Raw genomic sequence first — 13,816 nt, 5'->3', positions numbered from 1 at the left:
TCCAGGAATCAAAAAATTTAATGAGAGCGCTTTTTTTGTATTGCTTGATGGCAAACAAAAGGCGAGCATTTAGGAGCGAATTTTGCTCCATTGTCAAACAAAGGTATTGTATAACCCTAATCGTGAGGTAATTGATATGGCTGGAGTATGTAAACTTAGCATCACAGAGACAAGTGAAGAACTAAAAAACTTGTTAAATGAACAAAAAACGGCAAGTGGCTTTCAAAAAATTCAAGCACTTTACCTGTTCAAAATTTCTCATGTTAAGACAGTTAAAGAATTGGCAATGACGATCGGGGTAAACCGAATTACAGTGCAGCGGTGGCTGAGAAAGTACCGATCTGACGGACTCGAAGGACTCCTCGAAACAAAGCACAGCGGCGGCCGCAAGCCGGCCATTCCTCATCTGGCCCGCGCTAGTTTGGCAATGCGCCTCAGCGACCCTCAGAAAGGCTTTAAAAGCTATGGAGAAATTCAAGAGTGGTTGCAGGAGGAATACAGCATTGAAGCTTCCTATAAAGCGGTTTACGCAACAGTCAGATACCACCTAAAAGCCAAGCTGACCAAAGTCTAGAGACTTGATACCAAGTCCGATTAATCACCGATTATCTAATGGTTTGCAGTTAGCTTTTGAAGCTTTTGAGTAGTTCCGCCGTCACGACAAACCTGGCTAATTCTTTTTTAACAAAACGCGCTCTCATACACTGCGGGGCATAGAAATTATATGCGGTGGCGATTGGGGTGAGGGGGAGAAAATTTGACGCTTTTCCCGCGTTTGTGAAAAATGTTTAAAAAATGCGCCATAAATCATAACTTGCAAGTTTTGTCTAATTTGCAGGTTTTGTTATATGGATGTAAAAATTGGCAGTGGCTAAGGCAAAAATCGATCCAAAGCCGCTTTCAACTCTTCTATTTCGGTATCAATATTGCCTTCTTTCGCGGCTCTGGCGATGCACTCAGTTAAATGTTCGTCGAGAATGATTCTCGCTACGCGATCGAGCGCTCCTCGAACCGCAGCAACTTGCACCAGAACTTCGGGACAGGGACGGTTTTCTTGCACCATAGTTTTGATGCCGCGGACGTGTCCCTCAATCCGAGACAAGCGATTGACCAGCCGCCGCATGGATTCTTCATTGTGAAGGTGAGGGTGGGCTGATTTATCGTCGTGATGGTGGTGGGAATTTGAGGCTACGGATTTGTCAGTAGAAGTATCAGATATAATCATCGGGGTTACAAGGGCAATTTTAAAAGTTAGAAAAAGTTAGAATTGAGAATATGTTGAGTTTGTACTGGCTCCTGGCTCATGTATTGTAACTGTTGTATTGTAACTGTCAAAATATATTTAGGATCTTCATAGCGACAGATTATTGATTCCGCACGATCGAATACCTTTACTAGACTAACCCAGAGTAACCAAGATTGACGCTATGCCACTATTTAAGTTTTTTCGCCCCGCGCCCCGAACCGTTGCTCCTTGGTTCGCACTAATTTTAGGAATGACCATCGCCCTGAGTGCTTTAGCAATCAATGCTGCACCCGCTACCGCCGCTGACGGCAAAAATCCGCCCAACTTACAGTTCCAGAGTTCCCCAGCCACCGCCGCGAATCCGCAACTGTTAGCGCTGCGGAGTCCGGAACTCCCGGGGGATACCGGCAGCTTTGTCACGGCCGCCGTCGATCGAGTCGGGCCGGCAGTTGTCCGTATTGATACTGAGCGCACAGTCAGCCGCAACCTCGACCCCTTAATGGAAGATCCCTTCTTCCGCAGATTTTTGGGAGAAGATTTGCGCAGCATGACCCCCAGGCAAGAACGCTTGCGCGGTCAAGGTTCCGGCTTCATCATTGACAAAAGCGGGATTGTTTTAACCAACGCTCACGTAGTTGACAAAGCCGATCGAGTGACTGTCACCTTAAACGACGGCAGGACATTTCCAGGTGAAGTGCAAGGTACTGACGAAGTAACAGATTTGGCGGTTGTCAAAATTAATACTAAGCAATTAGACTTACCGACTGCCACCTTGGGAGATTCCGACGCGGTGAAAGTGGGAGATTGGGCGATCGCCGTGGGCAACCCCCTCGGATTTGACAACACCGTCACCTTGGGCATTATCAGCACCCTCAAACGCTCTAGTGCAGCCGTCGGCATTCCCGACAAGCGGCTCGATTTCATTCAAACCGACGCCGCCATCAATCCCGGCAATTCCGGCGGCCCCCTGTTAAACAGCAGAGGAGAAGTGATTGGCATCAACACCGCGATTCGAGCTGACGCAATGGGTATAGGCTTTGCGATTCCGATCGCCAAAGCCAAGGCCATCTACGCGCAGTTAGCCAAGGGAGAACAAGTCAGCCATCCGTTTTTGGGGATTCAGATGATTGCTTTGACTCCTGAAATGGCCAGAGAGAATAATGCTGACCCCAATGCTCCTTTAATTGTGCCGGAAGTTAACGGAGTGTTAGTGATGCGAGTTGTGCCAAATACGCCGGCAGAGAAAGCAGGGATTCGCAAAGGGGATGTGATAGTTCAAATTGACGGTGAGGGAGTGACTGAGGCCGAACAGTTGCAAAGTTTGGTGGACAACAGTGAAATCGGTCAAATTCTAAAACTGAAGGTGCGCCGCGGTGCCCAGATTAAAGAAGTCGCCGTTCAAACTGCTCAATTGCAAGATTTTTAGAAGTGAAGAGGAAGGGGGGAAACTGTTAGAAAACCTTTCCTTCTTCCTTCTTCCTTCTTCCTTCCTCTATATGACACGAATTCAACTTGCCTATCCCAAAATTCCAGATAGTAAAAATTGCCCTAATGAACAGTGTATAGCTTTTGAAAAGTACGATGGTACTAATTTGCATTGGGTTTGGGAAGTAGAACTCGGTTGGTATGCTTTTGGTACGCGCCGCAGTAGATTTGATTTGGATGAGATGGGAATTGCAGAATTTAACGCTGCACATCCAGGTTTAGAAGCAGCACCTGAAATATTTAAGATAGATTTTGCTAGTCCGTTAGAGTCTATATTTCGAGAGAACGAACAGTATCACTGCGCTGAAATTACTGTGTTTACAGAGTTTTTTGGTGCTAATTCGTTTGCGGGAATGCACCAAAAGGACGATCGCAAACAATTGGTGCTTTTTGATGTGGAAACCGCTCGCGGTATGGTTATTCCCGATCGGTTCATTCAGGACTTTGGTAAATTAAATATTGCGCGAGTGATTTATCGCGGCAAACTGACGGGCAAGTTTATGGACGATCTTCGCGAGGGGAAATACGGTGTGGATGAAGGTGTTGTGTGCAAGGGAGGCCGCAATACTAATAATCTGTGGATGGTGAAGATTAAGACTGATGCGTATATGCAGAGATTGCAGGAAGCTTTTAAGGATGATTGGGAAAATTACTGGGAGTAATATCAAACTGATAGATCGACTGTCACAAGCCAAAGTGGGAGATATCGGCAATCCCCTTGGATTTGACAATACCGTTGCGTAACTCATCAGGAATTAAAGTATATTGGTCGTAATCAATAGACAGCCAATAAAAAAATCAGGGAAAATTTAGTTATGACATCTGTGGAGCTTGAAAAAAAAGCCATGACTGAAGAAGATGTGGCAAAGTTATGGGAAGCCTTCAAAGTATTTGACGCGGACGGGAGCGGTGGTATTTCATCAGAAGAACTCGGTCAAGTGATGCGATCGCTAGGCCAGAATCCTAACGAAACCGAGCTGCGCGACATGATCAAGGAAGTAGACGTAGACTTGTCGGGCAGTATCGATTTTGAGGAATTCAAAATGCTGATGGTGTCCCAGCAGGGCGATCGCCAGAGTCGTCTCAAAATGGCATTTAGTGTATTTGATGAGGATGGCAGCGGTCAAATCACTAAAAACGAGATGCAGGGTGTGATGAGCCAGTTTGGGCTGACAGAGCAAGAGCTCGATGAGATCGTCAAAGAGGTAGACCATGACGGCGATGCCTCAATTGACTTTAAGGAATTCTGCAAACTGGTACCGGATGAGTCAGAGCTCACAACCGGATATCAAGACTCACCCGTTCCGATTGTCAGCACACAGACAACCGAGATTTCAGACAGTACAGCGGCTGCGATCGCAACTACAGCAACTGCTATCAACGAGGCAGATTCTGCCACTATTGAACCTAATCGAGAAGAAGCGCCCACCGATAGCAATCCAGAAATAGCGCGGCTAAAAGAACTTCTCGCCCAACACCCACAAGCTGAGAACAAGCGCGGTACGTCCCGCTTGCAGATGCAGATTGGTTTGTTTCGTCTGATCCAGGGAGCAGCCTACCGCAGCTTCCGCGAGAGTTTTTCCGCCAACCACGAGACTCACCTGCGGGTGAGAAACTTGCCATACAGAATCGCTGATTTCGTGCAATTTGTCAGGAGTGCGATCGCGCTTTATAAAGGATTAGGTGTAGTAGAGTCTGCGTGCAACCCTGTACTGGATGCAGTAGTGAAATCGATCGAAGATGAATATGCCAGACTGCAAGCTCGCATCAAAAAGTGGAAGACTATAGAAAAAACTCCAGAAATGTTGGCAGAACAAAAAGCCATGTTGGAAGCGCGGGGTAAGTCTGCCAGCGCCAAGGAAAAGTTTGCGGCGGGAGTGGAGTTTGCAATCACCATCAAGAAGAAAAGTCTTAACTTGCGGGACATCGCCGAGGGTGTGCTTGCCGTCAACGAACTCAACCGATTGAGAAAAATGGAACTGAGTGAGGAAATGGCACCGCCACCGGCCCAATCCGAGGGAGATCCCAAAGAGTACCTGAAGAAGTGGAACCGCGTTATCCTCTCGGATGCCTCAGAGGAAATCGATGGTGCGATGATGCCAGTCGCCTATTGGTATGAAGACTTTATGCCGAAGCTGCTGGCTGCTTTCAGCGTCAGCACAGCAGCAGACATCCCCTTGAACACGGTGGCTGACGAAACAGCTTTAAACCAGTGGTACGAAGCCACTAAAACGTCAGGGGAATTTGGGCGCTATGGGGCGGATATTGTAGAAAGCTTTCCCAAATGCGCTCCAAAACAAAAGCTAATGCTCAAACAGGCATGGCGCTTGACGCACAACTACCTCAACGGGGTACAGAAACGGCGCGAACGCTTGGAGTTTGGACGCGAGTCTGGCGAACTCTCGCAATATGTATCGTTCATTGACGTTTATATCGATCGCAGTGAAATAAAGAATTCACAAATGCGCGTCAGCTTCCCGTATTATATTGGCCCTGCGGTGTGGCGTTTCTTTCACACTACGGCTGAAATCGTCTCTACTAAGACCCCCAAACAGCAAAAAACTCTGGTGGCAATCTTCAAGGACTTCTTCAAGCTGTTTGCCACTATGTATCCCTGCCCCTACTGCCGCCACCACCTCAACGCCTATGTCGTGCAGAATAAAGAGGTGGAAATGTACCCTGTGGAGTACCTCGTGCTTGGGCGCGACCCGCGTCTGAATGACTTTGAGGTATCAATGGAGGCGAAGCTGTCCACCGTAGTAGATGGCGCTTCCCTGCGCTTATTCTTCTGGAAGCTGCACAATACTGTCTCCTCATCAATTGCGCGATCGGAGGAGTGGTATCACAAGGATGAGAAAGCATTTTATACCACTCGTTATTGGCCCAGCATTGACTCTGAGCTAGCACGAGCCAACGCCCTCAAACACATTAGCATTGCCACCGATCGGATGTACCGCCTCTACGGTATGCTCAAGCCCGCGGCACGACTTACAGGTGTGAGAGCAACATTGCAAAAGCTGTTGGATAAGAGGGATGAGGAAGGCATCAAGGAGGCTTGCTCAGTTGCCCAAGATTACATCAAGGAGTTGGAGGAGGCGATCGTCACGGGACAATTCCTACAAGAGACATACTACTTTGACCCTGACCTTGTGGATCAAGCTCCAGTCTTTAGTCCTGAAGAAGAGGAGTTTGCTCGCAGCGGTGTGTTCGTAGAGGCTACTTGAATATCAGTCCGTAAAAAGTTAAGCTTAAAAGCTTAACTTTTTACCGATTATAAAAAACTAGACAAATTAGGGTGATTAACACTCTGAGTGGATTTATAGCAGAAGGAAGAAGGAAGAAGTCGATGTAAAAATGCAATTCCAGGCAATTGTTTGAGCGATCTAGAACGTCCTTACTGTCTTGGTGGCGGTTGCTAGGGAGGTGACAATGCTAATAAGTTTTTAGAGTTGGCTGTTAGTGGTAATGCCAAGGTAATTGTTACGGGTGATTTGGATTTATTGGTATTAAATCCTTTTCAATCAGTAGAAATTCTTCCTCCTATAGTTAAGATCGGTGACATAAAAGATGACTAATAAACGAGAGCTTTCAGAACAGGATATTTGTACACAGTATATTTTACCTGCTTTAGTTCGAGCGGGGTGGGATATTAGCAAGCAAGTCCGAGAACAGGTTTATTTTACTGATGGTCGAATTTATGTTAAAGGGAATCTAACCCAAAGGGGTAAGGCTAAAAAGGCTGATTACATTCTTTATTATAAACCGAATATACCGATTGCTGTTATTGAAGCTAAAAAAAATATTTATCCTCTTGGTGCTGGTATGCAGCAGGCTTTAAACTATGCAGATATTTTAGATTTACCTGTCGCTTTTAGTTCTAATGGGGATGGTTTTTTAGAGCATGATAAATCGGGCTTTTCTAGTTTGATTGAGCGAGAATTAAGCCTTGATAATTTTCCGAGTCCTGATGAGATTTGGCAAAAATACAAGAAATTTAAGCAGATTGAAACGTCTGAAGCGGAAGAAATAGCCAGCTTTGATTACTTTTTTGATTCTCAAGGTCGCCAGCCGCGCTATTATCAGCAGATCGCGATTAATCGGACTGTAGAAGCGATCGCGAAAGGTCAGAATCGTTTACTATTGGTGATGGCAACTGGTTCGGGTAAGACTTACACCGCTTTCCAGATTATTTATCGGCTATGGAAAAATGGCATCAAAAAACGAATTTTATTTTTAGCCGATCGCACCTCTTTAATTAGTCAAACCAAACGGGGTGATTTTAAGCATTTTAAAAATAAAATGACAGTGATTAAAAAGAAAGTAATTGACACCGCGTTTGAAATCTATTTATCCTTGTATCAGGGTTTGGTTAATTATGATGATGAAGATGCTGATGCTTATCGAGAATTTAGCCGCGATTTTTTTGATTTAGTTATAGTTGATGAATGTCATCGAGGTAGCGCTGCTGATGATAGTAAATGGCGAGATATTTTAGAGTATTTTAGTTCGGCAACTCAAATCGGATTAACGGCAACTCCAAAGGAAACTAAGGAAGTTTCTAATATTGAATATTTTGCCGATCCGATTTATACTTATTCTCTCAAACAAGGAATTGATGATGGTTTTCTCGCCCCCTATAAGGTGATTCGTGTCGGTTTAAATGTTGATTTAGAAGGATATCGCCCCGAAGCGAGTAAGCTAGATAAATCAGGGGATTTAGTCGAGGATCGGATTTATAATTCCAAGGATTTTGACCGGAATTTAGTCATTGATGAAAGGACACAAGCTGTTGCTAAAAGAGTGATGGATTTTTTGCGACAAACAGATGTTTACTCAAAGACTATTATTTTTTGTGTTGATGTAGAACACGCGGAGAGAATGCGACAAGCTATTAGTAATGAAGCCGGAGATTTAGTCAGGGAAAATTATAAATATGTAATGCGAATTACTGGAGAAGATAAGGAAGGTAAACTGGAATTAGATAACTTTATTAATCCAGAAGAACGTTATCCGGTGATTGCGACAACTTCTAAGTTAATGACGACGGGTGTTGATGCTCAAACCTGTAAATTAATTGTACTGGATTCTAATATTCGTTCTATGACTGAATTTAAACAAATTATTGGACGAGGAACAAGAATTAATGAACAATTTGATAAACGATTTTTCACGATTATGGATTTTAGAAATGTGACGGATCTGTTTTCGGATCGAGCATTTGATGGTGATCCGGTGATGATTAAGGAAATACGGGATGATGAGGAATTTACACCAGAGAATATTATCGGTGATCTGACAGGTGAAATTATTGATCAGGAGACGGGCGAAATAGTTGATTTTGACCAAAATAATGATATTCCTGAAAAGCTAAAACCGACAATTATTTCTGCTGGTGAAATTACTACAGAACAACAGGGGAAAGTTTATATTGCTGGGGTAGATGTGACCATTTTAAATGAGCGGATTCAATATCTCAATGATCATGGAGATTTGGTGACAACGAGTTTAAAAGATTATACTAAACAGAACTTGCTGCGAGAATTTAGCAGTTTAGATCAATTTTTAGCCCGTTGGAATGAAGCGGATAAAAAAAGTGCTTTGATTGCAGAACTGCGAGAACATGATATTATTGTTGAGAATTTACAGAGGGATATTAAAAAAGATTTGGACTTATTCGATTTGATTTGTCATATTGCTTGGGATCGTCCCCCCTTAACTCGGAGGGAACGGGCAGAAAATGTCAGAAAACGAGATTATTTTACTCAGTATGGCCCACAGGCGCAGGCCGTGTTAGATGCCCTTTTAGAAAAATATGCTACCGATGGGATCGAGAATATAGAGGAGCTTTCTGTGCTAAAATTAGAACCGCTTAAGCAATTTGGATCTCCAGGGGAGATCGTTAAACGATTTGGGGGTAAACCTCAATATGTTTCAGCTTTGCGGGAATTGATGTCTGAATTGTATCAAGTAGCGGCGTAATGAAAAATTTGGGCGGTAATATTAAAAGTCTGCGTGATTTTATGCGGAAAGATCCGGGGGTGTCTGGCGATGGACAACGGATCGAACAGTTAGGTTGGTTACTATTTCTCAAAATTCTTGATGCTAGTGATAAAGAGTTAGAATTGCTTAGGGATGATTTTGTTTCCCCGATTCCTGAAAGGTTGCGCTGGTGTAATTGGGCGGCGGATAAGGAAGGAATGACGGGGGATGAATTACGGAATTTTATCGATCAAAAATTGTTTCCGACTTTGAGAACCCTTGATATTAGCACCGGGAATAAACGGGCGATGATTGTCCGAGAGATTTTTGAGGGTACGAATAATTACATGAAAAATGGGACTATTATTCGTCAGGTGTTGAATAGTCTCAATGAAATTGATTTTGAAAGTTCGGAAGATCGGCATTTATTCGGTGATATTTACGAAACTATTTTGCGGGAACTTCAGACAGCGGGCGCTTATGGGGAGTTTTACACGCCTCGCGCTTTAACTGAATTTATGACAGAAATGGTTAATCCCCAGTTAGGAGAATTTGTACTCGATCCTGCTTGTGGTACGGGTGGTTTTTTAACCTGTGCGATTAATCATTTACGTCTGCAAGGTTTGGATGATGTACGGGATTTAGTAACATTAGAAAAAACGATTAAGGGGATGGAATTTAAGCCTTTACCGTTTATGTTAGCGGTGACAAATTTATTTCTCCATGAAATCGAAGTTCCGAATATTGAATATACTGATAGTTTAAATCGGGAATATACTTCTATTGGTGATAAAGATCGGGTTGATGTAATTTTAGCTAACCCTCCTTTTGGGGCTTGGGTGACTGATGGGGTACAGGATAATTTTCCCATGAGTTATCGTACTACAGAAAGCGCAGATTTGTTTTTATTATTGATGGTGCGGTATTTACATAATGGCGGACGGGCTGCTATTATTTTACCTGATGGATCATTAACGGGGGATGGGGTAAAGGCGCGGATTCGTCAGCATTTATTAGAGTCTTGTAATCTCCATACTATTGTCCGTTTACCTAATTCGGTGTTTAAACCTTATGCGTCTGTGGCGACAAATTTGTTATTTTTTACCAAGGGTAAACCGACAAAGGAAATCTGGTATTGGGAACATCAATTACCCGAAGGAGTGAAGGCGTATTCTCAGACGAAACCGATTAATAAAAATGAGTTTAAGTCTTTAAAAAAATGGTGGCATAAACGGGAGGAAAATCCGCAAGCATGGCGGGTAAATTTTGAGGAGTTGGAGAAAAATGGGTTTAATTTAGATGTTAAAAATCCGCATATTTCGGAAGTTAAAAGGGGTTATAGTTCGGTTGAGTTGTTGGGGATGTTGCATGATTCTTTTAAAGAGAGTGATCAACTGTTGGAAGTATTAAAACAAGGTTTAAAAAATGGGTAAAATTTCTTATAGTGACCATGTAAAAAAGAGTGATATTTCAGTTGTTATAGCTGAGATAATTTTTAACAGTCTCAAGAAAACACATAATCTTTTACCATTATCTGAAGTTGTAAATACTTCAAGCGGTGGAACTCCTAGCAGAACTAATCAAAGTTATTATGGTGGTCAAATTCCTTGGTTGAAATCTGGAGAAATGAATGATTCTTTGATTACAAAATCAGAAGAATTTATTACAGAAGCAGGATTAAATAATTCTTCTGCTAAAATTTTTCCTAAAGGGACTTTATTAGTCGCCATGTATGGAGCAACGGCTGGTAAAACAGGAATTTTGGATATTGATGCTTCTACAAATCAAGCTGTATGTGCAGTTATACCAAAAGACAAAAATACAAATAGAGATTTTTTATTTTGGTTTTTTCGAGCAAATCGTTTTTATTACATTAATATTAGTCGTGGTGGCGCACAACCAAATATAAGTCAAAAAGTGATTAAAGATACTAAGTTTCCAATTGTAGAGGAAGAATTACAAAAAAATATTGCTCGTTTTTTGTCAAATCTTGAGCGAACAAAAGAAGTTGACTATTCATTAATTCAGGCATATTTATCTAAGTCTGTAAAATCAACTTTTGATTATTTATCCTGTTGGCAAAAATTAGAAAATGAAAACAAAAAGCAAGAATTATATATTTCTCAACTGAAACAGGCAATTTTACAAGAAGCCATTTCAGATTAACTCACAGTAGAATCCCATTGATATTATACCTCATAAGCCTGGGAAATACTATAAAAAATTCTCAGTCGCTTTAGCAGAAATTAGCTATTACTCTTGAATTAAAATTCAAGAAAAGTTAAGGTTTCCACGTTTTAATATAGCTTTGAAATAGATTTCAAAGCAAATAGCAGAAGTCTGCTAAATCGACTCAGAAAACTTCAATTTTCAATTAAAAAAATCCGTGTGAAAAAATTATTTAATGAAAATAATAGACCAACTAGAAGCACAAATCAAACACCGAAAACAACTAGCAGAAGAATTGATGCAAACAGTGTTAAGAGAAGCATTTGAATAGCCCCCAACTGTTACCCCAAAAATATATCTTCAATAATCGTATTCTCAAGCAAAATTGACTATATTATTTTGTTTTTGGATGCGATCGCGCTGGCAAAAGTAATCACTAACCATGCTACCAAAAGTTAATTTAACACGCGATCGCCCTAGAATCCTACACAAAATTAGCCGGATCTTGATCTCGCCGATGCTTCAGCAGAATCGGAGAACCTTGGCCATCACCCACCAAAGCCGCCGTTTCCTCCAACGCTTCCCTCAATCGCTTGGCCGCGTAAATCGACATATCGCGGGGCACATTCACCCGATCGCGCAAATACCGCAAAGCGGCATCAGAACCAGCCGGCGGCGTACAAACTTCGCCCGTCATCATCAAAGTTAAAGCACAACGCAAAGCCTCATCGAATAACTTGTCATCAGCAGGATTGACTCGAACGATGTTGCGCTGGTGCTTAATGACGCGGTGAAGTGCTTCAGCGCGGGAGGTTTCCAGTTCTGGATACATCACATCCGGCAGTCCAGCCCAAGGCCCATTATCCACGCGGGCTTTGTTGAGTAGCATCTGAGGTTCGCCGTTTTCATAACACCCGCCCATCTGAGGCGGTAAATCGTGGACGTGGGTGTGAAAATCGCTCTGAGTGCCGCGATAGGTAGGGCGGGTTTCCATCGCCGCAAACCAGTCAGCAAAGCGCGGGTTTTCTTCGCGCATCGAGTAGCCTTTGTAGTAGTAAAGACTGGCATTCATCCGTTCCACGTAGGGCGTAAATATCACATCCGCAGTGCCAAATTCATCGAGGAAATAAGGCCCCGGAGTGCTAGCCAGAGCTTTTTCTACTTGGGTGACGACGCTGATAAATTGGTTGCGGTTGTGCTGTTCTACTTTGGCTGAAATTGCTGGGTAGCACAGCCAAGAGCACCAGGCTCTAAATAGCAGTCGCTCTAACCGCCGCATGGGTATTACTGCGGGGTTTTCCATGCCCAAACCCAAGGGGCCATAGACTCGTTCCAGGGCGATTAAGATATCATCGCTTTCGGTGATGATGCGGCCGTCTAGTTCGATCGCCGGTAGCATTCCCGATGGCACTTTCCGCTTGTACCAACTTTCCTTTTCCCCATAGCAGAACATTGTAACTTTGTCAATACGGTAGGGGATTTGTTTTTCTTCCAGCCACAGCCAGATTTTTTGGCAATAGGGACACCAGGCGTGGTTGTCGCGGTACAGGGTGACTCGCACATCGGATTCAGTTTTACCGAAGAGGCGCAAGCGGGATTGAGCGTTGGTTGGCCCGTTGACGCGATCGACTTCAAAGTCTGTGAGGGCTTCTAATTCTGTCCAGCTTAGGGGGGTCATGCGATTTTAGATTTTAGATTTTAGATTTTAGATTTTAGAGTGGAGAATTGAAGACAGCGATTTCTTCGCGGTAATAATAGAAGTTACGCACCAACTCTATTTGTAAGGTGCGCAGTGCGCACCTTACCCCTACCCATAGCGCATTCAACTATTTTTTGGTCTTACTCCTGAATAAGATAGTTGGTTCTGAGTTAAAAAAGGCTTTGAGAACTCAAGTCCTCACTACAAACGTAACTAGAATTAAGGCGACATTTGCGGAGACGGTGGCGCGTCTTCAATTTTGGCGAGTGCTGCTTTAATTTGGGGGGTGGCCAGGAAGTTTTGGGTAGCTGCGATCAGGCGATCGCCCCAGAGGTTTTCTTTGAGGAAATTTACAGTGGCATAGCGTTTGTCCAATTTCAGAGCGGCTTCTCCCATCGCTAAACCTTTTTCTTGGTCGCCTTTGGTGTAGAGTGCCACTGCTAGAGCTAGCATTGATTCTGCTGCTTTGTCGTCGATCGCGATCGCCTGTTCCCAGCGTTTGATAGCGCCATCGGCATCTCCCATTTCGTATTTGACTAATCCGATATTATTAATAGCGGGCCACAGGTTTTTTTCTAAAGCAAAGGCTTTTTCGTATTGGGCGATCGCCCGATCGAACCGCTTTAGCTTATAAAAAGCATTGCCTAAATCAAATAATGCACCTGGAGTGTCTGGTTTTAATTTCAACCCTGCTTGCAAATATTCGGCTGCTTTCTCGTAGTTCGCTTTCCGAAAGTGAGCTTCACCCAATACAAATTTAATTGAAGCATTTTCTGGCGACAGAGATTGAGCTTGCCCCAAAGCTTCAATGCCTTTGTCAAACTGCTCGACTTGAAGATACAAGCTGCCTAACAAAGTCCAAGTTTGAGCATTCTTGGGGGCTAACTGTGTCGCGAGTTCGGCTCTGGGTACGGCAAGTTCGTACTGCTGGAGTCTGGCTAGCTGGACGGCTTCTTCTGCAAGGCTCAAGGCCGTTTGTTCGAGTTGGGCCGAGTCAATTTTCAGGGTGTAAGGCAGGAGTGCCTGACAGGCAGCAGGCTCGGGCATTGCTCCCAAACCGAGTGCGAGTAGCAGAGATAATAGTAGAGGAATCCGATTAGGCACGCGATCAGCCCCAGCAAAAAATATAAAGGTTTCTCGATCGCCTATAATAACCCATATTTTTGAGTTTTGATATTGCTTCCTGACTCGCAACGCTTCAAGGTTTTCAGTTAAATAGTTCCCAAATTCTGTTTGCA

At 43.4% G+C, this 13,816-nt stretch carries 10 protein-coding genes; 7 read left to right on the top strand and 3 right to left on the bottom strand.

Annotated features, from left to right (window positions below):
- Nucleotides 1–136 precede the first annotated feature (136 nt).
- On the top strand, nt 137–574 hold the full coding sequence (locus QUA13_RS02325) for a helix-turn-helix domain-containing protein (protein WP_333190912.1): 438 nt from the start codon (nt 137–139) through the stop codon (nt 572–574).
- Nucleotides 575–871: 297 nt separating this feature from the next.
- Here QUA13_RS02325 and QUA13_RS02320 read toward each other — a convergent pair whose 3' ends face one another.
- Nucleotides 872–1,225, bottom strand: coding sequence for a metal-sensing transcriptional repressor (locus tag QUA13_RS02320; protein WP_172190877.1), 354 nt, complete (start codon nt 1,223–1,225; stop codon nt 872–874).
- A gap of 202 nt (nt 1,226–1,427) precedes the next feature.
- On the opposite strand from QUA13_RS02320, the gene QUA13_RS02315 reads away from it, so the two are divergent.
- The 6 genes from QUA13_RS02315 to QUA13_RS02290 all read left to right on the top strand — a co-directional run bounded on the left by QUA13_RS02315 (nt 1,428) and on the right by QUA13_RS02290 (nt 10,876).
- Nucleotides 1,428–2,672: an HhoA/HhoB/HtrA family serine endopeptidase gene (locus tag QUA13_RS02315; protein WP_333196324.1), complete on the top strand. Its 1,245-nt coding sequence runs from the start codon at nt 1,428–1,430 to the stop codon at nt 2,670–2,672.
- Nucleotides 2,673–2,742: 70 nt separating this feature from the next.
- On the top strand, nt 2,743–3,393 hold the full coding sequence (locus QUA13_RS02310) for an RNA ligase family protein (RefSeq protein ID WP_333196323.1): 651 nt from the start codon (nt 2,743–2,745) through the stop codon (nt 3,391–3,393).
- A 153-nt stretch (nt 3,394–3,546) separates the two neighbouring features.
- Nucleotides 3,547–5,955, top strand: coding sequence for an EF-hand domain-containing protein (locus tag QUA13_RS02305; protein WP_333196321.1), 2,409 nt, complete (start codon nt 3,547–3,549; stop codon nt 5,953–5,955).
- 343 nt (nt 5,956–6,298) lie between these two features.
- Complete coding sequence (gene hsdR, locus QUA13_RS02300) at nt 6,299–8,710, top strand: EcoAI/FtnUII family type I restriction enzme subunit R (RefSeq protein WP_333196318.1); 2,412 nt, start codon at nt 6,299–6,301, stop codon at nt 8,708–8,710.
- Complete coding sequence (locus QUA13_RS02295; RefSeq protein ID WP_333196317.1) at nt 8,710–10,143, top strand: class I SAM-dependent DNA methyltransferase; 1,434 nt, start codon at nt 8,710–8,712, stop codon at nt 10,141–10,143. Before hsdR ends, QUA13_RS02295 begins: the two co-directional genes overlap by 1 nt.
- Nucleotides 10,136–10,876 carry a restriction endonuclease subunit S gene (locus QUA13_RS02290; protein ID WP_333196315.1) on the top strand — a complete coding sequence of 247 codons (741 nt, stop codon included), beginning with the start codon at nt 10,136–10,138 and terminating at the stop codon, nt 10,874–10,876. The genes QUA13_RS02295 and QUA13_RS02290 overlap by 8 nt, the downstream gene beginning before the upstream one ends.
- Nucleotides 10,877–11,363: 487 nt before the next feature.
- On the opposite strand, the gene QUA13_RS02285 is transcribed toward QUA13_RS02290, so the two are convergent.
- Together QUA13_RS02285 and QUA13_RS02280 are read right to left on the bottom strand one after the other, a co-directional pair.
- Nucleotides 11,364–12,557 (bottom strand): glutathione S-transferase family protein, encoded by a 1,194-nt coding sequence (locus QUA13_RS02285; RefSeq protein ID WP_333196313.1) that lies wholly within the window; start codon nt 12,555–12,557, stop codon nt 11,364–11,366.
- Nucleotides 12,558–12,797: 240 nt separating this feature from the next.
- Nucleotides 12,798–13,682, bottom strand: coding sequence for a tetratricopeptide repeat protein (locus QUA13_RS02280; protein ID WP_445242669.1), 885 nt, complete (start codon nt 13,680–13,682; stop codon nt 12,798–12,800).
- Between the last annotated feature and the right edge of the window lie 134 nt (nt 13,683–13,816).

Origin of the sequence: Microcoleus sp. S28C3 (assembly GCF_036700785.1) — a bacterium.
Taxonomy (GTDB): domain Bacteria; phylum Cyanobacteriota; class Cyanobacteriia; order Cyanobacteriales; family Microcoleaceae; genus Microcoleus; species Microcoleus asticus.
The sequence above is the reverse complement of the archived record's forward strand: the minus strand, read 5'-3'. Positions and strand labels throughout refer to the sequence as shown.

Coding starts and splice junctions, on each gene's coding strand:
- QUA13_RS02325 (WP_333190912.1), top strand. CDS start 137: ATGGCTGGAGTATGTAAACTTAGCATCACAGAGACAAGTGAAGAACTA.
- QUA13_RS02320 (WP_172190877.1), bottom strand. CDS start 1,225: ATGATTATATCTGATACTTCTACTGACAAATCCGTAGCCTCAAATTCC.
- QUA13_RS02315 (WP_333196324.1), top strand. CDS start 1,428: ATGCCACTATTTAAGTTTTTTCGCCCCGCGCCCCGAACCGTTGCTCCT.
- QUA13_RS02310 (WP_333196323.1), top strand. CDS start 2,743: ATGACACGAATTCAACTTGCCTATCCCAAAATTCCAGATAGTAAAAAT.
- QUA13_RS02305 (WP_333196321.1), top strand. CDS start 3,547: ATGACATCTGTGGAGCTTGAAAAAAAAGCCATGACTGAAGAAGATGTG.
- hsdR (WP_333196318.1), top strand. CDS start 6,299: ATGACTAATAAACGAGAGCTTTCAGAACAGGATATTTGTACACAGTAT.
- QUA13_RS02295 (WP_333196317.1), top strand. CDS start 8,710: ATGAAAAATTTGGGCGGTAATATTAAAAGTCTGCGTGATTTTATGCGG.
- QUA13_RS02290 (WP_333196315.1), top strand. CDS start 10,136: ATGGGTAAAATTTCTTATAGTGACCATGTAAAAAAGAGTGATATTTCA.
- QUA13_RS02285 (WP_333196313.1), bottom strand. CDS start 12,557: ATGACCCCCCTAAGCTGGACAGAATTAGAAGCCCTCACAGACTTTGAA.